This window comes from Pseudomonas arcuscaelestis, from assembly GCF_016881005.1.
In the GTDB taxonomy this organism is placed as follows: Bacteria; Pseudomonadota; Gammaproteobacteria; order Pseudomonadales; family Pseudomonadaceae; genus Aquipseudomonas; species Aquipseudomonas arcuscaelestis.
Genome location: NZ_JACOPV010000021.1, coordinates 68,202 through 93,759, shown reverse-complemented (window position 1 = coordinate 93,759; position 25,558 = coordinate 68,202). Strand labels below are relative to the sequence as shown.

Here is a 25,558-nt window from a genome sequence, read left to right as displayed (position 1 = left end):
GCCAGTTGCCTGGTTACTTGCCTGGCAAGGTTTCACTCAAGCCGCTACATCGCTGCGGGGCTCGAAACTCTCCGCTTGAGCCATTTGCCACATGCGCGAATAAAACTCGCCGTTAACCTCTGCGCGGAGCAATTCGCCTGGTTTGAGAAATACATGCAGCTGCGAGAAAAGCTTGATCTCGGTAGCCGAGACGCGACGGACCAGATGCTTGGCCTCCAGTTGCGAGGGGTGATCAAGGCCCGCCGCAGCGAGCATTTCGGCCAGCGCCTTGAGGGTGCTGAGGTGAAAGCTGAAGACCCGCTGGGCCTTGTCTGGCACCACCAGCGCGCGCTGGCGCAGGGCATCCTGGGTGGCGACGCCAGTGGGGCATTTATTGGTATGACAACTCTGCGACTGGATGCAGCCAATAGCGAACATGAAGCCTCGAGCCGAGTTGGCCCAGTCGGCACCGATAGCCAACACGCTGGCGATGTCGAAGGCACTGACAATCTTGCCACTGGCACCCAGTTTGATCTTGTCGCGCAAGTTCAGCCCTACCAGGGTGTTATGCACGAACAGCAGGCCTTCACGTAGGGGTACGCCAATATGGTCGGTGAACTCCACTGGCGCTGCACCGGTACCGCCTTCCTTGCCGTCGATGACGATGAAGTCGGGGAGGATGCCGGTTTGCAGCATGGCTTTGGCGATGCCCATGAACTCCCACGGGTGACCCAGACAAAACTTGAAGCCAACCGGTTTGCCGCCTGACAACTCGCGCAATTGGGCGATGAATTGCATCATCTCGATCGGCGTGGAAAAGGCGCTGTGACGCGAGGGTGAAATGCAGTCTTCGCCCATCATCACTCCGCGCGTCTCGGCAATTTCGCGCGTGACCTTATGCTTGGGCAGAATACCGCCATGGCCGGGTTTGGCACCCTGGCTCAACTTGATCTCGATCATGCGCACCTGCGGGTTGCGCGCTTGTTCGGCGAAACGTTCCGGGTCGAAGCGCCCCTCTGAAGTGCGGCAGCCAAAATAGCCACTGCCCAACTCCCAGGTTAAATCGCCGCCATGTTCGCGGTGATAGGGGCTGATGCTGCCTTCACCGGTGTCATGGGCGAAATTGCCCAGCTTGGCACCCTGGTTCAAGGCGCGGATGGCGTTGGCGCTGAGTGAGCCAAAGCTCATGGCCGAGATGTTGAAGACCGAGGCGGAGTAAGGTTGAGTGCATTGTGGGCCTCCGACAATCACCCGAAAGGCCGCCGGATCGCTTAGCGGCGCTGGGCGCATGGAGTGGCCTATAAACTCGAAACCGGACTGATAGACGTCGATCAGGGTGCCAAATGGCTTGTCGGATGATTCGCTTTTGGCGCGGGAATAAACGAGGGAGCGCTGCGCTCTGGAGAAGGGCAGGGCATCACTGTCGGCTTCCAGCAGGTACTGGCGAATTTCTGGCCGAATACCTTCGACCAAGTAGCGGATGTTGCCCAGAATCGGGTAGTTACGTCGTACTGCGTGACGGCTTTGCAACAGATCGAACAGGCCGATAAGGCTAAGTACGGCGGTCGTCAGCGTGAACGGCCAAAGCCACTCGTGATGCAGGAAAGGCAGGCTTACCAGGGTGAATAATACGCAAGCGGCGAAAAAGGCGTAGCGGCTGAGAAGTGACAGGCTCATACGGGTTCCTTGCTATGGCGCGGTCAGGCTCAGGGCCTGGGCAAACCCCGACCATAGCCCGGTTGGTTGCACCAGCGCTAGCCCATGAACATGAACGTTTGCGGCGTGTTTTTTGTAATGAAAATCATTCTCGTAGGTGCTATCCGTTTTGCTGCCCCGGCTCACGGATCAAGCGGTCGCGAAGTTCACCGTGTTGAGTCGGTTGCACATCAACGAGCATTTGCATTTTGCTGGCAATCAAGGTGGCGGCAGGCAGGCCATCGCGATACAGCAAACGGTTGCCGCTCACGGCCGGAACTTTGTTGCCAGGAAGCAGTGTACCGAGCAGATTCAATGGGTCACTGGCACTGATGGCGACCAGGCTGCCATCCAGTGGCCGTTTACGCACGGCACGCATCAGCGCCACGGCTTCGGGCAGGGCGAACTGCTCGCCCGCAAGGCCCGCGATGAAGCGCCCACCGCGAATTTCGCCGCGGGCTTCCAGCCGATGGTAACAACGCAGCAGTTCACGCCAACTGGGTAACCAGTCGGCCTCGCGCTCCAGCAGTCGCCAGCAGATCACGCCATAGCGACGCAGCAAGGTGCGGGCGATATGCTCCAGGCTCTCATCACGGTTGCTCGAAACATGGACCTTGCGTAGCAAGGCCCAGCGTCCAGCGTCTTCCATGCCACCGAACAGCGGCCCGCGACCACGACGATGACTGCGACCCTGACGTTTACTGGCCGGAGTGATCAGGGCGCGCAGGCCGGCGAAGCTGTCGGCACTGACCAGTCCTGCCGCCACCAACTCTTGCAGGGCTGTTTCCAGTTCACTGGCAAGCAAATGGGCATCGCTGAGCAGTTCATCGAAAAACAATGCCCCGTGTTCACTCAGGGCTGTGTGTACCCGTTGCGCTCGCAGGCTCAGGCCGTCGCTTTGCAGGGCAGGGCTGAGGCTGCGCCACAGGTTCAGTTGCGGGCGCGGCAACAGTACCAAAGGTGTGCTGCGCAGGGTGTTGCTGGCGGCTCCCGGGGCCAGGCGCGCCCAGACATGCTTGCCGGCGCGACAGGATTCGTCCAGCCAGCGCGGACTGTAGTCTTTTATCCGGCTGGGCAGTAAATCGCTTTCCCAGGCTGAGGCGGCTGCGGGATAGCCCTCGAGCCGCTCGAGTGCTTCGCTGAGTGCGGCTGGACCTTGCAGGCGATGAGTCGACGAAACGTGCTGCCAATCGAATAGAAAGCGCATGAAGTCCTGGAGGCTGACGGGTTCGATTTCCCGTCGCAGGCGCTTGACGGTGTAGCGGTGTATACGTGCCAGCAGGTGGCGCTCGCACCATTGCGGGTTTTGCTGGCCAGGACAGAAATAGCCGCGCATTACATAGCCTTCGCCCTCAAGACGTGCCAGGGCCTGCTCCAGAGCACTGGCAGGTAGCTGTAACGGCGCGCCGATCTGCTCCAGTGTCAGCGGGCCGAAACCGCTCAAACGGGCCCGCAGTATTTCCACTAGCGCCGCGTCACTGACAATGGGCTGGTCGAAACCAGGCAGGGCTTCAATTGCCGGGGTCAGCCGTGCGTTGGGGTAGATGGCACGCAGCAGCATCTGGCGCTCGCGAGCCAGCCAAAGGATTTGGCCGCCCTCCAATCGCAGGCTACAGGCTCGCCCTGTCTGCTGCAGTTCATCAAGCCAGGCCAGCCATTGCGGATTGACCGATGCTTCATGCTGGTTGATGCAGCCCAGGCTCATCAGCGCCTCATGCATTTCATCGCAACGGGCAGGTGCAGGCCACGCTTCATTCTCGACCGCAGCAATGGCCTCGGGATCCAGGGCTCCCAAGTCATCACTGCCTTGCACATCACTCCAGCGTCGACTGTGCACCGCCTGAGTACGGCGCTCCTCCAAAGGTGCATCATCAAGAAAGGTATAGGGGCGTGCATTGAGAATCGCCGAGGCCAAGGGCGAAGGGGCTGGTAGATCACGGCTGATCAGGTTGATCTGGCCTTGTTCGATGCGCCGCAGCAACGCTATCCAGCCTTCACTGTCCATGGCTTGATGCAGGCAATCGTCGAGTGTCTGTTCAACCAGTGGGTGATCGGGGATCTGCCGTTCACCGGCGATGTTTTCCAGGCAGGCAATCTGATCGGGAAACACTGCGCCAATCAGGTCTTCGCTTTTCATCCGCTGTATCTGGGGCGCCACTTTTCGTCCGCCTACAAACCGGGGCAAGGCCAGCGCCACGCCAGCGTTCCAGCGCCAACGTACGCCAAACAGCGGCGCATCGAGCAGCGCCTGAATCAGGACTGACTCGGCGTTGTTGCTTGGTAGGTAGCGCCACACTTCGTCGAGGGCAAAGCTATGACTCGCCGACAGCGACAGCACAATGGTATCTTCGCTGGCGGCCGCTTGCAGTTCGAAATTGAAGGTTCGGCAAAAGCGTTTGCGCAGTGCCAGGCCCCAGGCGCGATTGATCCTGCTGCCAAAGGGGGTATGGATGATCAGTTGGGTGCCACCGGACTCGTCGAAAAAACGCTCCATGATCAGGGTCTGCTGTGAAGGCAACGCGCCCAATACCTTCCAGGTGCCGGCCAGATATTCGAGCAATTGCTCGGCACTGTCCGGAGCCAGGCCAATTTCATCCTGCAACCAGGTGAGAATGTCTGGCAAATGCCCCGCTGACGCACGTAAGCGTTGATCTATTTCACCCTGCAGACGGGCGACGGCGAACGACAACTCGTCGCTGCGCCCAGGCGCTTCGCCAAGCCAGAAAGGAATGCTCGGCGGCAGGCCCCGGGCATCTTCAACCCGAACCTTGCCGGCCTCCACCCGCAGGATGCGATAGGAAGTGTTACCCAGTTGGAAGATGTCGCCGGCGATACTTTCCACGGCGAAGTCTTCGTTGACACTGCCGATGTTCAGCCCTTGGGGTTCAAGTAGCACCGCATAATCAGCGTTGTCAGGAATGGTGCCGCCACTGGTCAACGCGGTCAGTTGGCTGCCCCGTCGGCCGCGCAGACTGTTATTGACGGCATCGCGATGCAGGTAGGCGCTACGGATACCTTGGCGGCCATTGAAACCCTCACCGAGCATGCGCAGTAGCGCCTGATAGTGCGCCAGGTCCAGATCGGCATAAGGCATGGCCTGGCGCAGGCAGTCATACAGCGCCTGCTCTTGCCAGGGTTGGCAACTGACTTCGGCAACGATCTGCTGGGCCAGCACATCCAGTGGTGCCCGAGGGATTTGCAGCAGGTCCAACTCACCCCGACGCACGCTGTCGAGCAACGCTGCACATTCGATCAAATCGTCGCGTGATAGCGCAAACAGACGGCCCTTGGGGGTGCCCTCGACCTGGTGTCCGGCACGGCCGACGCGCTGGAGAAAGGCTGCAATCGACCCAGGCGAACCAATCTGACAAACCAGCTCGACTTCACCGATGTCGATCCCCAGCTCAAGCGATGCGGTGGCAACCAATACCTGTAGTTCGCCGCGCTTGAGGCGCTGTTCTGCATCCAGGCGATATTCCTTGGCCAGGCTACCGTGATGCGCCGCTACGGCTTCGGCGCCCAGGCGCTCGCTCAAGTGCCGGGTCACGCGTTCGGCCAAGCGCCGAGTATTGACGAATACCAGGGTGGTGCGGTGCTCGCGGGCAAGGCTCGCCAGGCGGTCGTAAACCAGGCTCCATACATCGGTGGCCATAACCGCGCCCAGTGGCACGGGAGGCACTTCCAGTGCCAGGTCACGCGTACGGGCGTGGCCAATATCGACAATGGCGCAGGTGCGCTCCTTGCCTACCAGAAACTCGGCCACTCGTTCCACCGGACGTTGCGTGGCGGACAGCCCGATCCTGCGCAGCGGCTTGCCACACAAGGCCTGTAGCCGCTCCAGGCTCAAGGCCAGGTGGCTGCCACGCTTGTTTCCAGCCAAGGCATGAATTTCGTCGACGATTACCGTATGAACATTAGCAAGGCCCAGGCGTCCAGATTCGGAACCGAGTAGTACATACAGGGATTCCGGGGTGGTCACCAGAATATGAGGTGCTTGGCGACGCATGGCAGTGCGTTCTTTCTGCGAGGTATCACCGCTGCGCACTGCAGTGCGAATCGCCAGGGGCTCGAGGCCTTGTTCGACCAGGGCTTCATTGATACCTGCCAGCGGTGCTTGCAAGTTGATCTGGATATCGTTGGACAGCGCCTTCAGTGGCGAGACATAGATAACCTGGGTTTGATCAGGTAAACGGCCGCTGGCCAATCCCTGCTCGAACAGCTCATTGAGAATCGCCAGAAAGGCTGTGAGCGTCTTGCCTGAACCGGTGGGCGCAGCCACCAGCAACGAATGCCCGCGGCGAATCAATGGCCAGGCGCGGGCCTGGGCGGCCGTGACGGTGGCAAAGCGTCGCTGGAACCAGGCTCGCACGGCGGGGTGGAAGGCGTCCAGTTCCGGGTGGTTCAAGGCGGGCAGGTTCATAATTGTTATATGCGGCTACTGGCGCAGGGTTGCAAGGCACGTTCGTCAGACCGACATTCGCGCTGGGGGTTTGCCCCGCGATTGGATTGTAACAACGCCTCGAGCATGTGATCCTTGCCTGCTTTCTGAAACACGAGCCTCCCATGAGCAAAATCATCCGCATTGCCGCCGCGCTCCTTCTCGATCCACAAGGTCGAACCCTGCTGGTGCGCAAACGCGGCACCCAGGCCTTCATGCAACCCGGCGGCAAGATCGAGGGCGACGAACAAGCGGTCGTGGCCCTGGCACGTGAACTGTTCGAAGAGTTGGGGCTGCAGATCGACCCCCAGGACGCCCATCCGCTAGGACAATTCAGCGCAGCAGCGGCTAACGAACCGGGTTTTGAAGTTCAGGCCGAGCTGTTCCAGGTGCTTACTTCAATGCCCGTCGAGCCTGCTGCCGAGATTGAAGAGGTGGTCTGGATTTCTGCACGCAAGCAACTGAGCCTCGAATTGGCGCCGTTGACCCGAGACCTGATTTTGCCCCTGTACCGCACAATGGCCAGCCAGCCTGGCTAAGCTCCCATTTGCAAAGGAATGCCTATGATCCCCGTTCACGAATGGCTACTGTTCACTGGTGCCGCCCTGTTGATGGTCCTCACCCCTGGGCCGAACATGATCTATCTGATTTCACGCTCTATCTGCCAGGGTAGAGTGGCGGGGATAACCTCGCTGGTAGGGGTAGTAGCAGGTTTTCTGGTACACATGACGGCAGCCGCGGTGGGTCTGACCGCATTGTTCATGGCTGTGCCGATGGGTTACGACCTGCTCAAGTGGGCAGGTGCTGCATATTTGCTGTGGATGGCGTGGCAAGCGGTGAAACCTGGCGCACGTTCACCGTTCGAGGCACGTGAGTTGACCCCGGATTCACCGGTAAAGCTGATGACGATGGGTTTTCTGACCAGTCTGCTCAATCCCAAGGTAGCGATGTTCTACCTGTCGATCCTGCCGCAGTTCATCTCCCCGGAACATGGCTCACTCATGCTTCAAAGCCTGACCCTGGGGCTGACGCAGATTGCCGTTAGCTTCACGGTAAATTTGCTGATTGCTGTGTTCGCCGCCGGTTTGGCTGCCTGGTTCGTGCGGTATCCGCTGTGGCTGATGGTGCAGCGCTATGTAATGGGCTTCGTTCTTGCGGGCCTTGCGCTGCGCCTGGTGCAGGAGCAGCGCAAGCTTGCCTGAGGCCTAGCGAACCGCACTGACGCCATCAAGGGTTGAGAACGATGTGTCCTTCGCCGTGAGCAGGAAATCGCGCATGTAGGGCGCGTCGAGCATGTCGGTGCGCACTGCTGCATACAGCGTGGCGAACAAGCCCTTGTCGCCCAGGCGCTTGCCTTTCACATAGCCACGCGAACTGTACTCGTGCAGGGCCCAGTGCGGCATGCCGCAGACACCGCGACCGCTGGCCACCAGTTGCATCATCATCACTGTTAGCTCAGCCGTGCGCACTTGTGCAGGCTCCACGTCGGCGGGTTCCAGAAAGCGGGTGAAGATATCCAGGCGGTCACGTTCTACCGGATAGGTGATCAGCGTCTCACCGGCCAGGTCGTGGGCAACAATGTAGGGCTTGCTGGCCAAGGGGTGTTGGTTGGCGACGGCGAGCATGGCTTCGTAGGTGAACAACGGTACATACGTGAGCCCTGGGAGCTCCACCGGGTCGGACGTTACCACCAGGTCCAGGTCGCCGCGGGCCAGTGCCGGCAGGGGGGCAAAGGCAAAGCCTGAGGCAAGGTCCAACTCGACTTCGGGCCAGGCGTCACGAAACTGATCGATGGTCGGCATCAGCCACTGGAAGCAGCTGTGGCATTCAATGGCCATGTGCAGGCGCCCAGCAGTGCCACCGGCCAGTCGCGCGATGTCACGTTCGGCGCCACGCAACAGGGGCAGGGTGGCGTCAGCCAGTTGCAGCAGGCGCAGCCCGGCGCTGGTGAAGCGAATCGGTTTGGTCTTGCGCATGAACAGCTGCATGCCCAAGCGCTCTTCCAGTTCCTTGAACTGATGGGATAGCGCGGATTGGGTCAAATGCAGACGCTCGGCAGCTTCGACCAAACTGTCGGCTTCGCGCAGGGCGTGCATGGTTTTGAGGTGGCGAATTTCCAGCACCAGCGGCTCCATGAATAAATTTTGTGATTGAATCGAACTGCATGAGTTTGTCTCATGATGTTGCGTGTGTCGAGCTTTCGATCCTCGACTGGACATTCAACCGTTCAGCGCCTGTCATTAAACGGTCACGGTTTTGTGGCAGCGCGCCCGCATGAAAGTCATCAGACTCTCGTTCTACTGGGGATTTGCATTCTGGTGTTTTATTCATGCGGGCATTTCTGTTTTTTCTGGCGCTGATCAGCGCTTTTCCAGCGTTAGCGGCGTCCCGTTGTGACATCGATGTCGCCACCCAACACGCACAGTTGCCGGCATTGAGCCTGGCCTACCAAAGCATTGGTCGGGAATCGGATCCAGCATTGCTATTGGTGATGGGACTGGGCGGCCAGTTGATCCACTGGCCCGATGAGGTAGTGGTTGCGTTGTGCGAGCAGGGCTTTCGGGTCATTCGCTATGACAACCGTGATGTTGGCCTCACACGGTGGAGCCAGGCTCCGTCCAGCGCCAATCTTACCTATCAGTTGCTGCGTTACAAACTGGGGCTTTCCGTTGCTGCGCCGTACTCGCTCACCGATATGGCTGAAGATGGTTTGAGCCTGATGGACACGCTGCATGTGGAGCGTTTTCACGTAATTGGTGTAAGCATGGGCGGGATGATCGCTCAGCACCTGGCAGCGCTGGCACCGCAGCGGGTCGAAAGCCTTACCTTGATCATGTCCAGCTCCGGTGCCAAGGGCTTGCCTTTACCGAGCCCAGCCTTGGTGCAGTTGTTGGCAAGGCGCGGGGCGCCCACGCGTGAGGTGGCCATTGAGCAGCAAGCTGATCTGCTCGCCGCCTTGGGTAGCCCACAGGTCGCGGATGATCGTCAGGCGCTGTTGCAACAGGCGGCGCAATCCTATGACCGTGCCTTCAACCCTGAAGGCGGCAAGCGTCAGATCATGGCGATTCTTGCTGAGCCTAGCCGGGTCGAGCTTCTGGATGATCTGCGTCTGCCGACGCTGGTGGTACACGGTACCGAAGACCCGCTGCTGCCGGTCATGCATGGGGTGCATCTGGCTGCGCATATCCGCGGTAGCCAATTGCGCCTGATTCCCGGGCTTGCTCATCGTTTTCAGGCACAGTTCAAAGCGCCGTTGTTGGCAGCGATATTGCCCTACCTGAAAACGCAGCGGCTAATGGATGCGCATCTGGCCGTGTTTTGATCACCGGCAAGGTTCAGTGCAACCTCACCCATACACCGACCAGCACCGTCGCAGCCACAAGCCAGGCCACTGCCGCGAGCGCCAACGACAGCTCCAGGCGCATGCGATCGACCAGTACATAAAGCGCTGCGAGGTAGACGAAGTAAGGAATGATCGACCACATGCCGAAGAGAATGGTGGTCTTCAGGTCTTCCAGCGAACGGCCTTTGCCGACGATGTAGTGGGCGATCAGGGCAAAGGTCGGGAACAGCGGAACCAGCCCGGCGATGTAGTAATTACGGGTTTTCGCCAGGGCGGCAAGAATCACCACCACGGCGGCGCCCAGGCAAGCTTTGAGTATCAAATCCACGTTTTATCTCGTATTCGGGCCGGTCAACCCAAGCCATATTTTTTGACTTTATCGAACAAGGTGGTTTTGGCCATGCCCAGTTCCTGGCTGGCCTGGCTAAGATTGCCGCCAGTGCGTTGCAAGGCATCACTGAGCAGGTTGCGTTCAAACGCCTCCACAGCTTCCGCGAACCCCAGGCCCTGGTTGCTGCTGGCGCCAGCTTTTTTGAACGCTGGCAAACCCAGGGCGTAACGTTCAGCAACGTTGCGCAGTTCCCGTACGTTGCCCGGCCAGTCGTGGGCCATCAGGCGCGACAAGGTCTGGCTGTCCAGCTGCGGAATTTCTCGATCGAAGCGCAACGACGATAACTGCAGGAAGTGTTCGAACAATTGCAGGATATCTTCCCGACGCTCGCGCAGCGGCGGCAACTCCAGGGTTACAACGTTGAGGCGATAGTACAGGTCGCTACGAAACTGTCCGCTTTGACCCAAGGCGTCGAGATCGGATTTGGTTGCTGCGATGACCCGGCAATCGACAGGAATGCTCTGGTTCGATCCCAGGCGCTCCAAGGTTCGTTCCTGCAATACCCGCAGCAGTTTGATCTGCAAGTTGATCGGCATGCTTTCGACTTCGTCGAGGAACAGTGTGCCGCCATTGGCGTGCTCGATTTTGCCGATACGGCGTTTGCCAGCTCCGGTGAAGGCGTTGGCCTCATGGCCAAATATCTCGCTTTCGAACAGGTTTTCCGGCAAACCACCACAGTTCAGGGCAACGAAAGGTTGAGCCTGGCGGCGGCTGAAATCGTGCAGGCAGCGGGCAACCAACTCCTTGCCAGTACCTGTCTCACCTTCGATCAGGACGTTGGCAGAGGTGTCGGCGACGTTGGCGATCAAGTCACGCAAGTTCTGCATGGCGGGGGAGCGGCCAATGATCCGGCCCTCCAGGGTGCTTTGCTCGGCCAGTTGCCGACGCAAGGCGAAAACTTCGCGCGACAACCCACGCTGTTCCAGGGCACGGCGTACTACTTCGACCAAACGCTCCGGCGCGAAGGGCTTCTCCATGAAGTCGTAGGCGCCGTTACGCATCGCCCCGACAGCCATGTCAATGTCGCCGTGTCCGGTGATCAGTACCACGGGCAGGCTGGCGTCGCGGGCCTTGAGGCGATTGAGCAGCTCCAGGCCATCGATACCGGGCAGGCGGATATCGCTGACCACGATACCGGCGAAATCGTCACCGATGCGTTGCAAGGCTTCCTCGGCACTGCCGACGCCTTCACAGGCGATATCTTCCAGCGCCAGCGCCTGCTGGCAACCGAGCAACACATGCGGGTCGTCTTCGACGATCAGGACGGTAAGAGGCGCTTGATTCATAGGGACTCGACAGATTCTGTAGGGGCGTTGACCAACGGAAGCGCAAGCACGAACGCCGTGCCGCCATTGGCAGGGTGCTCGACACTCAGGCTACCTTTGGCAGCGGCGGCGAGGCTGGCGGACAGGGTCAGACCCAGGCCCAGACCATGCTCTCCCGGCTTGGTGGTGAAAAACGGTTCGAACAGGTGCTTGCGGGTTTCATCGTCGATGCCATGACCGTTGTCACGTACCCGCAAGCGATACTTGTCGCCCTGCAACTCCCCTTCGAGCCACAGTTCTGGCTTGGGCTGGGCGGCCATGGCGTCGAGCGCGTTGCCAATCAGGTTGACCAGAATCTGCTCGAGGCGAGTCTGGTCGATAGCCAGCTTGTGGTCGTCAAACTGGCTGTGCAGCTTCAAGTGGCAGCCGGCAATGCGGTTGCCAAGTACCTGCAGGCAGGCGTCGACTGCCTTGCCCAGCGAAGCTTGACCGCTGTCTTCGCCACGTCGGGCAAACGAGCGCAGGCTGGCGGTAATGCGCCCCATGCGGTCAATCAGATCGTTCATGGTGAGCAGGTTGGTGCTGGCGGTTTCCAGGGCACCACGCTCCAGAAAGCGCACAGTATTGCCCGACAGTGTGCGTAGCGCAGCCAATGGTTGGTTCAACTCATGGGCAATGCTGGTGGACATCTGGCCGATGGCCGCGAGTTTTCCTGCCTGGACCAACTCGTCCTGGGCATGGCGCAGGGTTTGTTCGGCCTGGCGCCGCTCACGAATCTGACCCTTGAGACGATCGTTGCTGGCGCGCAGGTCAGCAGTGCGTTCAGTGATTTTACGCTCCAGCTGGCTGTTGGCTTCCTCAAGCGCCTCACGCGCGGCAAGGCGGGTGGCGATAACCTTGCGGCGCTCATTCCAGGCAATCAAGACAATGGTCAACAAGGCAAAGGCCACCGCTACCAGTACACCCTGGATGATCGACTCGCGGCGCAGGTCCTGCAGCGGAGTAAGCAAGGTGAAATGCCAGGGCGTGTCGTTCAAACGACGGGTCTGGGCCAGGAAGGCTACTTCTCGACGCCCATCGTCGAGCTCGGCGTTGGCTGGAAAGCTGAGTTTTTCGATACCGTCAGCCAGGGTTTCGCGCGACAGAGGCTGCAGTTCATTGAGCGGCCACCAGTAATACTGCAGGCTGCGGGCCAGGCGTTCCTTGATTTCCGGGGTTAGCGGGCGCACGGACTTGAGGCGCCGGGCCGGATCGCTGGAGAGAATAATGATGCCGTTTTCGTCACTGACAAAGGCTTCCAGGCGCGCCCGTTGCCAACGCTCTTCCATGTTTTCAAGGCGCACCTTGATCACCGCGACGCCAATGATCTTGCCGTGTTCCTCCAGCCCATGGGCGAGGTAGTAGCCCGGTTCTCCGGTAGTACTGCCAATACCGTAGAAGCGTCCAGGTTGGCCACGTACGGCTTGCTGAAAATAGGCACGGAAAGACAGGTCCTCACCGAGGAAACTGTCGACATCGCGCCAATTGCTGGTGGCCTGGACCCGGCCGGTGGTATCGAGCACAAAGATTGCTCGACTGCGACTACGTCGATTGAGACCTTCGAGGTATTCGTTGACTGTCTGGCGATAATCGCCATCGGGTTCGGTCAGCAGGCTCGAAACGCTGTTTTCAAGCTCCAGCAGGCTGGGCAGATAGGTGTATTTGCTGATTTCGCTTTCGACGCCGCGTGCGTGCAGCTCAAGCTGGCGCTCGCCGGATTCGCTCAAGCTACGAATGCCGTTGTGTTCGCTGATCAGGAAGCCAGCCATGCCCAGGCCGATCATCAGCAGGATGATCAAGGGCGGAATCAGCAGTTGTCGGATCAGGCGGGGTTTCACGGCAAGGTCAGGCTTGGCTGGGCGAAAGAGCGTAGGGTCGCATTTCATCACAGTGGCCTTAGTACGGCCAGCACCCTGTGTCCGTCTTGCGTCGGCGCAGGGTGCTGGTCATTACCTCAGTGTTGCAGGATTTTGCTGAGGAAGTGCTGGGTACGCTCGTGGCGCGCTGTCGGGTCGCCAAAGAAGGCTTCCTTCTGGCAGTCCTCGATGATATTGCCCTGGTCCATGAAGATCACCCGATTGGCAACCTTGCGGGCGAAGCCCATCTCATGGGTTACGCACATCATGGTCATGCCTTCGTGAGCCAGTTCGACCATTACGTCGAGCACTTCGTTGACCATCTCCGGGTCCAGGGCCGAGGTTGGTTCATCGAACAGCATGACGATCGGGTCCATCGACAGGGCGCGGGCAATGGCTACCCGTTGCTGTTGACCACCGGAGAGTTGCCCAGGGTGCTTTTTAGCGTGGGCGCTCAGGCCTACGCGGTCGAGCAGGGAGAGGCCTTTCTTGGTTGCTTCCGCTTCACTGCGACCCAGTACCTTGCGCTGGGCGATGGTCAGGTTCTCGGTGATAGTCAGGTGCGGGAACAGCTCGAAGTGCTGGAACACCATGCCGACCCGCGAGCGCAGCTTGGGCAGGTTGGTCTTGGGGTCGGCAATCGACGTACCGTCGACGACGATGTCACCTTTCTGGAAGGGTTCCAGGGCGTTGACGCATTTAATCAGGGTTGACTTACCCGAGCCCGAAGGGCCGCAGACTACAACCACTTCGCCTTTCTTGACCTCGGTGTTGCAGTCGGTCAGAACCTGGAAGTCGCCGTACCATTTGTTGACGTTCTTGATGGAGATCATACGGTTATCCTTTTCTGCAGACGCTTGACCAGGAAGGAAGCGGAGAAGCTGATGACGAAGTAGACAACGCCCGCGAACACCAGGAACTCGTTGGAGCGTCCGATGATGTCGCCGTTGGCACGTGCCGCGTTGAGGAAGTCGACCAGGCCGACGGTGTAGACCAGCGAGGTGTCCTGGAACAGGATGATGCTCTGCTGCAGCAGCAGCGGGGTCATCTTGCGAAATGCCTGGGGCAGAATGATCAGGCGCATGGTCTGGCCGTAGGTCATACCCAGGGCCTGGGCAGCGCCCATCTGACCTTTGGAGATCGATTGCACGCCAGCCCGGACGATTTCGCAGAAGTACGCTGCCTCGAACATCATGAATGCCACGACGCAGGAGGTGAATGCGCCGATTGGCGTGTCTTCACCGGTGATCCAGCGCAGTACAAATGGCACCGCCAGGTAGAACCAGGTGATCACCAACAGTAACGGGATGGAGCGGAAGTAGTTGACGTAGGCACCGGCAATATTGGCCAGCAGCTTGCTCGAAGAGAGCCGCATCAATGCCAGGACGGTACCCAGCGCGATACCACCGATCACGCCCATGACCATCAGTTGCAGGGTCATGACCATGCCGTTCCACAGCCCTGGCAGGGCCGGAATGATTCCACTGAAGTCCATTATTTGCCCCCCACGGAAATCAGGCCGGGTACCGAGACCTTCTTCTCGATCATGCGCATCAGCAGCATCAGGCTCATGTTCAGGGTGAAGTAGATCAGTGTCGCAAGGGTGAAGGCTTCAAACAGGTTTGCCGAGAACTCGGCGGTCTGTTTGGTTTGCGCTAACAACTCCATCAGGCCAATCAGCGAGGCGACCGAGGAGTTCTTGAAGACGTTCAGAAATTCTGAGGTGAGCGGCGGAATGATGATCCGGTAGGCCTGCGGCAGCAGTACGTTCCAGTAGATCTGCGGCAGGCTGAAGCCCATGGCACGGGCGGCGGCTTCCTGACCGCGTGGCAGCGCCTGGATACCGGTGCGCACTTGTTCGCAAACACGCGCTGCGGTGAACAGGCCCAGGCAGATCACTACGCTGATGAGCGCCGAAGTGGTCGGGTTCAGGTCTTGTTTAAACCATTCCTGCAGTCCTTCGGGCAGCAGGTCTGGCACCAGAAAGTACCAGATGAACAGCTGCACCAGCAGCGGTACGTTACGAAACAGTTCCACGTAGCAGGTGGCGATACCCGACACCAGACGGTTCGGCACGGTACGCATGACACCGAGCACAGAGCCCAGCAACAGCGCGATGATCCAGGCGGCAACGGCAATGGCGATAGTCCAGCCCAGACCGGTGATGTACCAGTCCAGATAGGTCTCGCTGCCCACGCCAGTGGACTTGAAGAATACGCCCCAGTCCCAGTTGTAATTCATCGGGATCTCCCCTCAGATCGGTTGTTTCACGGGCACCTTCGAGCATCCGGGGGCGCAAGGCGCCCTCGGATGAAAGGTTAGACACTAACTAGCTGGGGATCAGGACTTCTTTTCGTCTGCAGCTTTGTCGGTAGGGTTGGCGATCAGCGCCTTGAGCTCGTCGCTCATCGGGAACTGCAGGTTCAGGCCCTTTGGTGGGACTGGCTGATTGAACCATTTGTCGTAGATCTTGTTGATCTCACCCGACTTGTAGAGGGCCACGATGGCCTTGTCGACGGCTTCCTTGAACGGTGCGTCGTCTTTGCGAACCATGCAGCCGTAGATTTCATAGGACTGTGGAGTACCTACGATTGCCCAGCCCTTTGGATTCTTGGCCTTGGCCATTTCACCTGCGAGCAGCGCGTCATCCATCATGAAGGCTACGGCGCGGCCGGACTCGAGCATCTGGAAGGACTCGCCATGGTCCTTGGCCGAGATGACGTTCATTTTCATCTGCTTGTCGGCGTTCATCGACTTGAGGATGCGCTCGGAAGTGGTGCCCGCGGTCGTTACCACGTTTTTGCCGGCCAGGTCAGGGAAGTCCTTGTACTTGGCGTTTTCCGGCTTACCGTCTTCGGCCTTGGTCAGTAGGCGAGTACCCACTTCGAAGATACCGACCGAGAACGCCACTTGCTGCTGGCGCTCGACGTTGTTGGTGGTCGAACCACACTCGACGTCAACGGTACCATTCTGAACCAGCGGAATACGGGTTTGGGAGGTGACGAGGTTGTATTTGACCTTCAAGTCCGGCTTGTTCAGGTCCTTTTTCAGAGCCTCAACGATTGCCAATTGAATGTCATGGGAGTAACCGACGGGTTTACCCGAAGCGTCGGCGATGTAAGAGAACGGGATAGAAGCGTCGCGGTGCCCCAGAGTAATGGTGCCCGAGTCGTTGATTTTTTTCAGGGTGCCGGTCAGCTCAGCGGCTGCAGCTGGCGTGCTGATCAAAGCAGCTGTGATAGCTGCGCCCAACAGGTGGGGAACGATACGCATCAAAATTTCCTCGACGTTGTTTTTTTTATGGAGCCGTTGGCGGGCTCTTTCGTTCAGCGAACACTGCAATGAAGCGTTGCGCATTCGGGTACTGAGTGTAGAGCATGAGTCGTGCCAAGCCGTGATTTCGATCACAAGGGCCTGTAAAAGCGAGGGGTTAATCTTTTATGACAAGCATGGGGCAGGCTGGTTTGTCCGGTTGGCCGAATGCATTGTACGGCAGTGTTCGGAAAACCGAATGAAGCGCGGGGCAATCCCGCTCCCACGGGGCGCAGTGGGAGCGGGATTGCCCCGCGATGTGTTACCGACTTCAGGCCGCTTGAGCGCGCGCCCTGCTCAACTCTAGGCGTTGCAAGTAGTCGCGTAGTGCCTGCTGCTCAAGCGTGCTGGTAAACAAGCCCAGTTTGCTCCGGCGCCACAAGATGTCGTCAGCGCTGACGGCCCATTCATCACTGCACAGATAGTCCACTTCGCGAGTGAACAAGCCGCCGCCGATGGCTTCACCCAGGTCCTCGGGACCTTCAACGCCTTCGAGCACGCGCCAAACTCGTGTGCCGTATGTGAGCGCCCAACGCTTGGCGATTTCCGCTGGCAGCCAGCCGCAACGCGCCAGGATGGTATCGGTCAGAGCCTGCGGGGTAGTCATGTTTTCACCTCCCGGTAACGTGGCGCTGGCGGTCCAGCTTCCACGCATCTGGGTGAAGAAAGGCGCGAGTTGGGCCATGGCCGATTCAGCCAGTTTGCGGTAGGTGGTCAGCTTGCCGCCAAACACCGAAAGCAGAGGTGCTTCTCCAGTACTGGAGGACAGTGCCAAGGTGTAGTCACGAGTCACAGCCGATGGATTGTCAGATTCGTCGTTGCACAGCGGACGTACGCCCGCGTAGGTGTGGAGGATGTCTGCACGGCTGAGTTGGTGATTGAAATGCTCGTTGACTACGTTAAGCAGGTAGTCCGTCTCGCCTTCGGTAATCGTCACCTTGGCCGGATCACCGGTGTATTCGCGATCGGTTGTGCCGATCAGGGTGAAGCGCTCCAGATACGGGATGGCGAACACGATGCGCTGGTCTTCGTTCTGCAGAATGTAGGCGTGCTCACCTTCGTACAGTCTCGGCACGATCAGGTGGCTGCCTTGAATCAGGCGGATGCCATAAGGCGCGTCGAGCTTGAGGTCGTCCTGAATGAACTTTGCAACCCATGGGCCGGCGGCATTGACCAGCGCACGGGCGCGAATCGATTTTTGGCTGCCATCGGCGTGTTCCAGCACTACGTTCCACACACCATCAACGCGTTGAGCGCTGATGCAGCGGGTACGCGTACGGATATCAGCCCCGTTTTCACGGGCCGCCATGGCGTTGAGCACGACCAGGCGCGCGTCATCGACCGCGCAGTCGGCGTACTCGAAGCCGCGGGTTATTGCCGGCTTGAGCGGGTTGCCTGGGCCAAAGCGCAGGCTGCGTGAAGCACCCAACTGTTTGCGTTTACCCAGGTTGTCGTAAAGAAACAGGCCGGCGCGAATCATCCACGCGGGGCGCAAGTGCGGGCGGTGTGGTAGCACAAAGCGCATCGGCTTGACGATATGCGGGGCTTTGGCCAGCAAGACCTCACGCTCAGCCAGCGCTTCACGCACCAAGCGAAATTCGTAGTGTTCCAGATATCGCAGGCCGCCGTGAATCAGCTTGCTGCTGGCCGACGAGGTGTGGCTTGCCAGGTCGTCCTTCTCGCAGAGAAAAACCGAGAGGCCGCGCCCGGCCGCGTCGGCGGCAATGCCGACGCCGTTGATACCGCCGCCAATTACGGCGAGGTCATAGATGTCGGCAAGGGGAGGCGATGACAAGCTGGATTGCGGCACGGGCGGCGTCCTCAAGAACTCTAGTATCGATTTTGAACATCAATGTTCATTTGCGAAAATAGTAGCGCAACAGAATGCAGGCTGCCAGTCGCTTTCAATAGAAAATACTGATCAGATGACAGGGAAATGAAAATTTACGAACATTGGCGCTGCCACCCGTGCGGTGGCAGCTGGGCTGTCAAACCACTTCCAGGCGGATTTTGTGCTGGTTGAGCAGATGAGTGAGGGCTGGAACAGGAGAATGATCGGTGACCAGGCAATCGATCAGGCTGATCGAGCCGAGGCGCACCATGGCGTTGCGGCCGAACTTGCTCGAGTCGGCCGCAAGGATGACCTGGCGGGCGTTGGCAATGATCGCTTGGGATACCCGTACTTCCTGATAATCGAAATCCAGTAGGCTGCCGTCCTCGTCGATACCACTGATACCTACCAGGGCGAAGTCGACCTTGAATTGATTGATGAAGTCGACACTGGCCTGGCCAACCACGCCGCCGTCACGGCGGACATTGCCACCGGCCAGAAGCACCTCGAAGTCATCCTTGGCACTGAGGATGGAGGCTACGTGCAGGTTGTTGGTGATGATTTTCAGGTGGTTGTGATTGAGCAGGGCACGGGCGATCGACTCGGTCGTGGTACCGATGTTGATGAACAGTGAGGCGTGATCGGGAATCTGCGCCGCGATAGCTTCGGCAATACGCTGCTTTTCGTCGCGCATCTGGTCTGCGCGCATGGCGTAGGCGGTGTTCTCGATGCTTGAGTCGTAAGCGGCGCCGCCGTGATAACGGCGCAGCAGATTTACCTCGGCAAGCTGGTTGATATCACGGCGGATGGTTTGCGGGGTAACGACAAATAACTGCGCCATTTCCTCGATACTGACATAGCCGCGCTCGCGGACCAGTTCGAGAATTTGTTGTTGGCGTGGTGGGAGGTTCATGGGCGGTCCTTTGGGGCTGCCGGGCAAATTGCGCCATGAAAGCAGCTCAAGCTACAAGCTGCAAGCTACAAGATGATCGGCTTGCCCTTGCAGCTTGTAGCGCCCAACTTGCAGTTAGTGCCTATTCCTCGTGCGGTTCCCAGTCACGGGTACGATCCACCGCTTTCAGCCAGCCGGCATACAGTTTCTCTTTCTGCGCTTCATCGAGCTGTGGGCTGAACTCGCGCTCGATGATTGCTTTGCCGCGTAACTCATCCAGGCTGCTCCAGAAACCGCAGGCCAGACCCGCCAGGTAAGCAGCGCCCAGGGCGGTGGTTTCGCGCATTTGTGGGCGTTCGACACAGGTACCGAGAATGTCGGCCTGGAATTGCATGAGGAAGTTGTTGGCCACTGCACCGCCGTCCACACGCAGTTCGCTCAAGCGCTCGCCGCAGTCTTGCTGCATGGCATCGAGAACGTCGCGGGTCTGGTAGGCGATCGATTCCAGCGCGGCACGGATGATGTGATCGACTTTCACGCCACGGGTCAGTCCGAACAATGCGCCACGGGCGTAAGGGTCCCAGTAGGGCGCGCCCAGGCCAGTGAAGGCGGGTACCAGATAGACGCCGTTGCTGTCTTTGACCTTGCTGGCAAAGTATTCGGTGTCATGGGCGTCATTGACGATCTTCAGTTCGTCACGCAGCCACTGCACAGTGGAGCCGCCGTTGAAGACTGCGCCTTCCAATGCATAGGCCACTTCGCCACGTGGGCCGCAAGCGATGGTAGTCAGTAGGCCGTGGGAGGACTTTACCGCCTTGTCGCCCGTGTTCATCAGCAGGAAACAGCCTGTGCCATAGGTATTCTTGGCTTGGCCGGGTTCCACGCACATCTGTCCAAACAGCGCCGCTTGCTGATCGCCAGCAATACCGGCAATCGCAATGCCGCTCTTGGTGTGCCCGTAGACTTGCGACGAGCCGCGAACTTGCGGAAGCATCTGCCGAGGGATGTCCAGCACCTCAAGCATCTTCTCATCCCACTGCAGGGTATGGATGTTGAAGAGCATGGTGCGCGAGGCATTGGTATAGTCAGTGACATGCACTTTGCCGCCGGAGAATTTCCAGATCAGCCAGCTGTCGACCGTGCCGAATAGCAGCTCGCCACGCTCGGCGCGCTCGCGGGCGCCTTCGACGTTATCGAGTATCCACTTGAGCTTGGTGCCGGAGAAGTAAGGGTCGGTGACCAGGCCGGTAGTTTCACGGATATATTCCTGCAGCCCGTCACGCTTGAGCTGTTCACAGATCTCCGTACTGCGGCGGCATTGCCAGACAATGGCGTTGTACACCGGCCGGCCGGTCTCCTTGTCCCACACCACGGTGGTTTCACGCTGGTTGGTAATGCCGATGGCGGCTACCTGGTCATGACTCAGGCCAGCCTGGGCCAGCGCTTCGACCATGGTCGCGCTCTGAGTGGCGAAAATTTCCATGGGGTCGTGCTCGACCCAGCCAGCTTGCGGGTAATGCTGTGCGAACTCGCGCTGCGAGGTGCCTACCACGTTGGCGTCGCGGTCGAAAATGATGGCCCGTGAACTCGTCGTGCCCTGGTCCAGGGCAATGATGTAGTTCTTGTCGTGGGTGTCTGTCATGTCGGTGGCCTTGCACTAAATAGGGTGGTTATCAGAGCAGCGCGAGCCTGGCTCGCCGATCCGGCATCAGGATGCCTGGGTCTTGCCCTGAGGGATGGCGTCGGTCTGGGCGTTGTCGCTCTCGGCAACCGGCAAGTTGCGGGCGATGACGCCGCGATAAAGGGCGGCCCCAAGGATCGCCCCTATGATCGGCGCAAAAATTGGAATCAGGAAATAGGGAATGTCACGTCCGCCAGTAAAGGTGATTTCGCCCCATCCAGCGAGGAATGTCATCAGTTTGGGTCCCAGGTCACGGGCAGGGTTCATGGCAAAGCCAGTCAGCGGGCCCATTGCGCTGCCAATCACGGCAATCAGCAGTCCGATCAACAAGGGCGCCATGGCGCCTCGCGGCAGGCCGTTGTTGTCGTCGGTCAGGGCCATGATCACTGCCATCAGCACCGCAGTGATGATCATTTCGACCAGAAAGGCCTGAGCAGTGGACAGCGCCGGGTGTGGGTACGTCGAGAATACCGAGGCAAGTTCCAGGCTGGCTTGGCTGCCGCGGATCATTTGATGAGTTTGTTCGAAATCGAAGAAAAGATTGCTGTAGAGCGTGTAAACCAACGCTGCGCCACAAAAGGCGCCGGCGATCTGGGCAATGATGTAGAAGGGTACTTTGTGCCTTTCAAAGCCTGCGAACAACCACAGGGCGATACTCACCGCAGGGTTCAGGTGAGCGCCGGAAACCCCGGCTGTCAGGTAAATCGCCAAGCTTACGCCGACGCCCCAGATGATGCTTATTTCCCACAAGCCGAAACTGGCGCCTGCGACCTTGAGCGCGGCTACGCAGCCGGTGCCGAAGAAGATCAGCAGGGCGGTGCCGAGGAATTCGGCCATGCACTGACTTGGAAGTGTTGGTTGTCGCTGAGCAGTCGTCATTCGTTACCTCGGTTCTTGTTGTTGTGAGGCGCAGTGAGCGCTCGACAAAAACCCGACAGAAATCCCCATTTCAGTCAGGCAGCGGCAGGAAATGCACCTTATCGGGGCATAGCTATATTCAGAATCGAAAAAATATAGACAAGAAACGCTTATGTCAAAGGTCGAAAGTGAACCGTCGTTCACAATCTGACTATTGGTGGCGTTAAGGGGCATTGGTTGATGCGCGGGTTTTGACCTAAAGTAGCCGGCGAAAAAGTATTCAACTATCTGTTTGGAGTCGCGCATGACCCCCGCCCTGGATCTGCTGAAAAAAGTTCGCGCCGAACACAAAATTCACAGCTATGAACACGATCCCAAAGCAGCGTCCTACGGACTGGAAGCAGCCGAGAAGCTCAATCTTGAGCCGGTGCGGGTGTTCAAGACCTTGTTGGCTAGCAGTGAAAAGGGGGAGTTGTTAGTGGCTGTTGTCCCCGTCGGCGGTAGTCTGGATCTGAAGGGCCTGGCGCATGCGGCGGGCGTCAAGAAGTGCGAAATGTCTGATCCAGCGGCCGCCCAACGCTCCACCGGCTACCTGCTGGGTGGTATCAGCCCGCTGGGACAAAAAAAGCGTTTGCGCACGTTCATTGACCAATCGGCTCAATCCTTTGAAACAATTTTCGTCAGTGCCGGGCGCCGAGGCCTGGAGGTGGAGTTGTCTGCTGCCGTGCTTGCCGAACATACGCAGGCGAAATTCGCGGCCATTGCCCGCGGCTGAATCTGTATGCTCGAAATCGGGCGATTCTGTCTCTGGTGACCGCCAGTGCTGACAGGGCATGCTCTGCGGCCCGCCATACAGAGAGTCGTCCCATGCAGCTTGAATTCCATCAGGTCGATGCTTTCAGCGACCGCCCCTTTGCCGGTAACCCGGCCATAGTCTATCGCCTTGATAGCTGGCTCGCCGATGAGCTGATGCAACAGATTGCCGCTGAACATAATCTGGCCGAGACTGCGTTCGTGGTTCCCCACGCCGAAGGCTGGCAGATTCGCTGGTTTACCCCGACCACTGAAGTGCCGTTGTGCGGTCATGCAACCTTGGCCAGTGCCCACGTGTTGTTCGACGTTTATAAAGAGCCCAGTGAGCGGCTGCAGTTTCAAAGCCGATCCGGCCCCCTGGGTGTCACCCGTGAGGGCGAGCGCTTGCTGTTGGATTTCCCACGTAGCGATCCGCAGCCATTGGTCGAGAATGTGCCGGTGGCCGAGGCGCTGGGGTGCCCAGTGCTGGAAGTATGGAAAACTGCGGAGTTGCTGGTTGTGGTCGAGTCCGAGCAAGTGTTGCGGGCCTGTACCCCGGACATGGCCGCTTTGGCACAACTACCGGGGCTCGGGGTGATTGTCACGGCGCCGGGCATCGACCACGATTTTGTCTCGCGCTACTTTGCCCCGGGAATAGGCATCCCCGAGGACCCGGTTACGGGCTCGACTCACTGTAGTCTGACGCCGTACTGGGCGAATCGATTGGGCAAGGCAGAGCTGCGAGCGTTTCAGTGTTCAAGTCGAGGCGGGGCGTTGTTTTGCAGACTGGAAGGGGATCGAGTAAAGATTGGCGGATACGCAAGGCGTGTGGCCAGTGGAACCTTGATGCTCTAGCAACATCGCGGGGTTTGCCCCGCGATGGGTCTGGATCAGACCGCCGAGCTATAGCGGCGAACACCGTTCTCAGGTGCCGGCAGTTGCGCTGCGACACTGCCCGGCACGGCAAATACCACCAGGTGATCCGCCGCCACTTCAATCCCCACATCGCTACCCACCTGATGATCGTTGTGGCTCGGGAAGATTGCCTCGAGTTGGCTGCCGGTGGGCAGTTGCAGTCGATACAGGGTGGATGCGCCGAGGAAGCTTTTGCCAACGATCAGCGCCTTCAGCTCGCTATGCGGTGCGTGAATGATGTCGTCGGGTCGCAGTAGCACATCCACGGCGCTGCCAGGTGTCATGCTGTAGGCGCGGTTGCCATGCAGTTCGCCGAGCTCGGTACGCACCGATTCCGGACTGGTCAACTGGCCACGAATGAAATAGCCCTGGCCAATGAAGCTGGCTACGAATGGGGTCAATGGTTCGTGGTAGAGGTTATACGGCGTGTCCCACTGCTCCAGGCGACCTTCCTTGAAGACGCCGACATGATCGCTTACGGCGAACGCTTCTTCCTGGTCGTGAGTTACCAGAATTGCGCTGGTACCACGGCTTTTAAGAATATCGCGTACTTCATGGCTGAGACGGCGGCGCAGCTCCACATCGAGGTTGGAGAATGGCTCGTCGAGCAGCAGCAGTTGTGGCTCGGGTGCCAGCGCACGGGCAAGGGCAACTCGTTGCTGCTGGCCCCCGGAAAGCTCGTGAGGATAGCGTTTGCCAAGGCCGCCGAGCTTGACCAGCTCGAGCATTTCTTCAATCACCTGGTGCTGTTGCGGATGCTTGGCAATACCGAAGGCGATGTTCTCGGCGACGGTCAGGTGTGGGAACAGCGCGTAGTCCTGAAACACCATACCTATTCGGCGTTTCTCCGGTGCCAGGGTAAAACCGGCTTTGGAGATAACCTCGCCGCCCAACTGTATTTCACCTTCGTGTACCGGTTCGAAACCGGCGATGGCGCGCAGGGTAGTGGTCTTGCCGCAGCCCGAGGAGCCCAGCAGGCAACCAATGTCGCCGGCATTCAGGTGCAGGTTTAGGTTCTGGACGATGCGCTGCTCGCCATAGCCACAGGCGAGCTCGCGCAGGTTAAGCAGTAAAGGTTGACTCATGCGTGGTGATAGGCCGGTTCAACAAGAAATTCGAGAAGCGCCTTCTGTGCATGCAAGCGGTTTTCAGCCTGGTCCCAGGCGACCGAACGGGGGTCGTCGAGCAGGTCCATACTGATTTCCTCGCCACGGTGGGCGGGCAGGCAATGCATGAACAGGGCATCGGGTGCTGCCAGGTCGAGCAGTTCGCGCGTTACCTGGTAAGGCGCGAACAAGGCCAGACGACGTGCAGTTTCCTCCTCCTGACCCATGGAAGTCCAGACATCGGTGCTCACCAGATGTGCGCCCAGTACCGCGTCCTTGGGTTCGCGGAAGATCTGTACGCGGTCACCGGCCTGGGCCAGGAACTGTGGGTTGGGTTCGAATTCGGCCGGGCAGGCGATACGCAGCTGGAAGTCGAACTGGATGGCCGCTTCTATATAGCTGTTGCACATGTTGTTGCCATCGCCGATCCAGGCCACTGTTTTGCCCTGGATCGAGCCACGGTGTTCGAGGAAGGTTTGCATGTCGGCCAGCAACTGGCACGGGTGCAAGTCGTCGGACAGGCCGTTGATGACCGGTACGCGGGAATTGGCCGCAAATTCGGTCAAGGTGCTGTGGGCGAAGGTGCGGATCATCACCGCATCCAGCATGCGCGACATGACAATGGCGCAGTCGCCGATCGGTTCGCCTCGGCCCAGTTGGGTGTCCCGTGGCGACAGGAAGATGGCCTGGCCGCCGAGCTGGATCATGCCGGCTTCGAACGACAGGCGCGTACGAGTCGAGGATTTTTCGAAGATCATCCCCAGCACGCGGTTTTTCAACGGTTCGAACAGTACGCCGCGGTTACGCAGGTCCTTCAGCTCGATACCTCGACGGATCACACTGAGCAGTTCTTCGGGTGTGAAATCCATCAGGGAGAGAAAGTGCCTAGCGCTCATTTTTGACTACCTTTTTGCAACAGACCGCAGATCAGTCATACCGGTTTTTTGAAACAACGGAAGTGACCTGCGGCGAAAGCCGCACGGGGCGACGAATTAGGGGAAGACGCAATACTATAATTAAATGTCGCGCCATACCAAGAGGGGGTTTCGTCACCGATGTATCAGGTAGTGTCGTAACCCATTGGATAGAAGCTTTTTTTATACGTTACACAGAGGTTTTACACTGCCTGCCAGCGCCTTGGCAAACCCGCTTGCCGGATGCGGGC

21 protein-coding genes are annotated in these 25,558 nt (G+C 59.0%); 5 read left to right on the top strand and 16 right to left on the bottom strand.

Annotation, left to right across the window (positions count from 1 at the left end; all coding sequences use genetic code 11):
- Window positions 1-36: 36 nt before the first annotated feature.
- Together H8F21_RS26445 and H8F21_RS26440 are read right to left on the bottom strand one after the other, a co-directional pair.
- A complete protein-coding gene (locus tag H8F21_RS26445; RefSeq protein ID WP_203477816.1) occupies window positions 37-1,656 on the bottom strand; it encodes an FMN-binding glutamate synthase family protein in 1,620 nt (539 codons plus the stop codon).
- A 139-nt stretch (window positions 1,657-1,795) separates the two neighbouring features.
- The gene (locus tag H8F21_RS26440) at window positions 1,796-6,094 is read right to left on the bottom strand and encodes a DEAD/DEAH box helicase (RefSeq protein ID WP_203585650.1); all 4,299 of its coding nucleotides are present in this window, start codon (window positions 6,092-6,094) and stop codon (window positions 1,796-1,798) included.
- 143 nt (window positions 6,095-6,237) lie between these two features.
- On the opposite strand from H8F21_RS26440, the gene H8F21_RS26435 reads away from it, so the two are divergent.
- The gene (locus tag H8F21_RS26435; protein ID WP_203585649.1) at window positions 6,238-6,651 is read left to right on the top strand and encodes an NUDIX hydrolase; all 414 of its coding nucleotides are present in this window, start codon (window positions 6,238-6,240) and stop codon (window positions 6,649-6,651) included.
- Between the two features lie 24 nt (window positions 6,652-6,675).
- A complete protein-coding gene (locus tag H8F21_RS26430; RefSeq protein WP_203477809.1) occupies window positions 6,676-7,314 on the top strand; it encodes a LysE family translocator in 639 nt (212 codons plus the stop codon).
- 3 nt (window positions 7,315-7,317) lie between these two features.
- On the opposite strand, the gene metR is transcribed toward H8F21_RS26430, so the two are convergent.
- Window positions 7,318-8,235, bottom strand: coding sequence for a LysR family transcriptional regulator (metR, locus tag H8F21_RS26425; RefSeq protein WP_203543501.1), 918 nt, complete (start codon window positions 8,233-8,235; stop codon window positions 7,318-7,320).
- 206 nt (window positions 8,236-8,441) lie between these two features.
- Between metR and H8F21_RS26420 the strand changes: the two genes are divergently transcribed.
- On the top strand, window positions 8,442-9,434 hold the full coding sequence (locus H8F21_RS26420; RefSeq protein WP_203477805.1) for an alpha/beta fold hydrolase: 993 nt from the start codon (window positions 8,442-8,444) through the stop codon (window positions 9,432-9,434).
- Between the two features lie 13 nt (window positions 9,435-9,447).
- Here H8F21_RS26420 and H8F21_RS26415 read toward each other — a convergent pair whose 3' ends face one another.
- The 11 genes from H8F21_RS26415 to H8F21_RS26365 form a co-directional block, all read right to left on the bottom strand.
- The gene (locus tag H8F21_RS26415) at window positions 9,448-9,774 is read right to left on the bottom strand and encodes a GlpM family protein (protein WP_168198509.1); all 327 of its coding nucleotides are present in this window, start codon (window positions 9,772-9,774) and stop codon (window positions 9,448-9,450) included.
- A 32-nt stretch (window positions 9,775-9,806) separates the two neighbouring features.
- Window positions 9,807-11,132, bottom strand: coding sequence for a two-component response regulator AauR (gene aauR / locus H8F21_RS26410; protein WP_203477803.1), 1,326 nt, complete (start codon window positions 11,130-11,132; stop codon window positions 9,807-9,809).
- Window positions 11,129-13,036: a two-component sensor histidine kinase AauS gene (gene aauS, locus H8F21_RS26405; protein ID WP_203543499.1), complete on the bottom strand. Its 1,908-nt coding sequence runs from the start codon at window positions 13,034-13,036 to the stop codon at window positions 11,129-11,131. Before aauS ends, aauR begins: the two co-directional genes overlap by 4 nt.
- Window positions 13,037-13,104: 68 nt before the next feature.
- A complete protein-coding gene (locus H8F21_RS26400) occupies window positions 13,105-13,839 on the bottom strand; it encodes an amino acid ABC transporter ATP-binding protein (RefSeq protein WP_203477799.1) in 735 nt (244 codons plus the stop codon).
- Entirely contained in the window at window positions 13,836-14,504 is a 669-nt protein-coding gene (locus H8F21_RS26395; protein ID WP_203478320.1) for an amino acid ABC transporter permease, read from the bottom strand. The genes H8F21_RS26400 and H8F21_RS26395 overlap by 4 nt, the downstream gene beginning before the upstream one ends.
- Entirely contained in the window at window positions 14,501-15,247 is a 747-nt protein-coding gene (locus tag H8F21_RS26390; RefSeq protein ID WP_203477797.1) for an amino acid ABC transporter permease, read from the bottom strand. Before H8F21_RS26390 ends, H8F21_RS26395 begins: the two co-directional genes overlap by 4 nt.
- 99 nt (window positions 15,248-15,346) lie before the next feature.
- Entirely contained in the window at window positions 15,347-16,279 is a 933-nt protein-coding gene (locus H8F21_RS26385; RefSeq protein WP_203477795.1) for a glutamate/aspartate ABC transporter substrate-binding protein, read from the bottom strand.
- A 310-nt stretch (window positions 16,280-16,589) separates the two neighbouring features.
- The gene (gene glpD / locus H8F21_RS26380; protein ID WP_203585648.1) at window positions 16,590-18,128 is read right to left on the bottom strand and encodes a glycerol-3-phosphate dehydrogenase; all 1,539 of its coding nucleotides are present in this window, start codon (window positions 18,126-18,128) and stop codon (window positions 16,590-16,592) included.
- Window positions 18,129-18,306: 178 nt separating this feature from the next.
- A complete protein-coding gene (locus tag H8F21_RS26375; protein WP_203477791.1) occupies window positions 18,307-19,062 on the bottom strand; it encodes a DeoR/GlpR family transcriptional regulator in 756 nt (251 codons plus the stop codon).
- Window positions 19,063-19,183: 121 nt separating this feature from the next.
- Window positions 19,184-20,683: a glycerol kinase GlpK gene (gene glpK, locus H8F21_RS26370; protein ID WP_203477788.1), complete on the bottom strand. Its 1,500-nt coding sequence runs from the start codon at window positions 20,681-20,683 to the stop codon at window positions 19,184-19,186.
- A gap of 66 nt (window positions 20,684-20,749) precedes the next feature.
- Window positions 20,750-21,601, bottom strand: a complete 852-nt coding sequence (locus tag H8F21_RS26365; RefSeq protein ID WP_203477773.1) for an MIP/aquaporin family protein — start codon at window positions 21,599-21,601, stop codon at window positions 20,750-20,752.
- Window positions 21,602-21,884: 283 nt separating this feature from the next.
- On the opposite strand from H8F21_RS26365, the gene ybaK reads away from it, so the two are divergent.
- Together ybaK and H8F21_RS26355 are read left to right on the top strand one after the other, a co-directional pair.
- Window positions 21,885-22,355 (top strand): Cys-tRNA(Pro) deacylase, encoded by a 471-nt coding sequence (gene ybaK / locus H8F21_RS26360; RefSeq protein ID WP_203477763.1) that lies wholly within the window; start codon window positions 21,885-21,887, stop codon window positions 22,353-22,355.
- Window positions 22,356-22,447: 92 nt separating this feature from the next.
- Window positions 22,448-23,227, top strand: a complete 780-nt coding sequence (locus H8F21_RS26355) for a PhzF family phenazine biosynthesis protein (RefSeq protein ID WP_203585647.1) — start codon at window positions 22,448-22,450, stop codon at window positions 23,225-23,227.
- Window positions 23,228-23,262: 35 nt separating this feature from the next.
- Here H8F21_RS26355 and H8F21_RS26350 read toward each other — a convergent pair whose 3' ends face one another.
- Both H8F21_RS26350 and argF read right to left on the bottom strand, forming a co-directional pair.
- Complete coding sequence (locus H8F21_RS26350) at window positions 23,263-24,372, bottom strand: ABC transporter ATP-binding protein (RefSeq protein ID WP_203543493.1); 1,110 nt, start codon at window positions 24,370-24,372, stop codon at window positions 23,263-23,265.
- Window positions 24,369-25,289 carry an ornithine carbamoyltransferase gene (gene argF, locus H8F21_RS26345; RefSeq protein ID WP_203585646.1) on the bottom strand — a complete coding sequence of 307 codons (921 nt, stop codon included), beginning with the start codon at window positions 25,287-25,289 and terminating at the stop codon, window positions 24,369-24,371. Before argF ends, H8F21_RS26350 begins: the two co-directional genes overlap by 4 nt.
- Between the last annotated feature and the right edge of the window lie 269 nt (window positions 25,290-25,558).

Bases quoted from the DNA above. Each gene is read 5' to 3' on its own strand.
- H8F21_RS26355 (WP_203585647.1), top strand. From the start codon at position 22,448: ATGCAGCTTGAATTCCATCAGGTCGATGCTTTCAGCGACCGCCCCTTT.
- H8F21_RS26390 (WP_203477797.1), bottom strand. From the start codon at position 15,247: ATGAATTACAACTGGGACTGGGGCGTATTCTTCAAGTCCACTGGCGTG.
- H8F21_RS26385 (WP_203477795.1), bottom strand. From the start codon at position 16,279: ATGCGTATCGTTCCCCACCTGTTGGGCGCAGCTATCACAGCTGCTTTG.
- H8F21_RS26350 (WP_203543493.1), bottom strand. From the start codon at position 24,372: ATGAGTCAACCTTTACTGCTTAACCTGCGCGAGCTCGCCTGTGGCTAT.
- H8F21_RS26440 (WP_203585650.1), bottom strand. From the start codon at position 6,094: ATGAACCTGCCCGCCTTGAACCACCCGGAACTGGACGCCTTCCACCCC.
- H8F21_RS26430 (WP_203477809.1), top strand. From the start codon at position 6,676: ATGATCCCCGTTCACGAATGGCTACTGTTCACTGGTGCCGCCCTGTTG.
- H8F21_RS26400 (WP_203477799.1), bottom strand. From the start codon at position 13,839: ATGATCTCCATCAAGAACGTCAACAAATGGTACGGCGACTTCCAGGTT.
- glpK (WP_203477788.1), bottom strand. From the start codon at position 20,683: ATGACAGACACCCACGACAAGAACTACATCATTGCCCTGGACCAGGGC.
- H8F21_RS26365 (WP_203477773.1), bottom strand. From the start codon at position 21,601: ATGACGACTGCTCAGCGACAACCAACACTTCCAAGTCAGTGCATGGCC.
- H8F21_RS26445 (WP_203477816.1), bottom strand. From the start codon at position 1,656: ATGAGCCTGTCACTTCTCAGCCGCTACGCCTTTTTCGCCGCTTGCGTA.
- aauR (WP_203477803.1), bottom strand. From the start codon at position 11,132: ATGAATCAAGCGCCTCTTACCGTCCTGATCGTCGAAGACGACCCGCAT.
- argF (WP_203585646.1), bottom strand. From the start codon at position 25,289: ATGAGCGCTAGGCACTTTCTCTCCCTGATGGATTTCACACCCGAAGAA.
- H8F21_RS26420 (WP_203477805.1), top strand. From the start codon at position 8,442: ATGCGGGCATTTCTGTTTTTTCTGGCGCTGATCAGCGCTTTTCCAGCG.
- H8F21_RS26435 (WP_203585649.1), top strand. From the start codon at position 6,238: ATGAGCAAAATCATCCGCATTGCCGCCGCGCTCCTTCTCGATCCACAA.
- ybaK (WP_203477763.1), top strand. From the start codon at position 21,885: ATGACCCCCGCCCTGGATCTGCTGAAAAAAGTTCGCGCCGAACACAAA.
- H8F21_RS26375 (WP_203477791.1), bottom strand. From the start codon at position 19,062: ATGAACCTCCCACCACGCCAACAACAAATTCTCGAACTGGTCCGCGAG.
- aauS (WP_203543499.1), bottom strand. From the start codon at position 13,036: ATGAAATGCGACCCTACGCTCTTTCGCCCAGCCAAGCCTGACCTTGCC.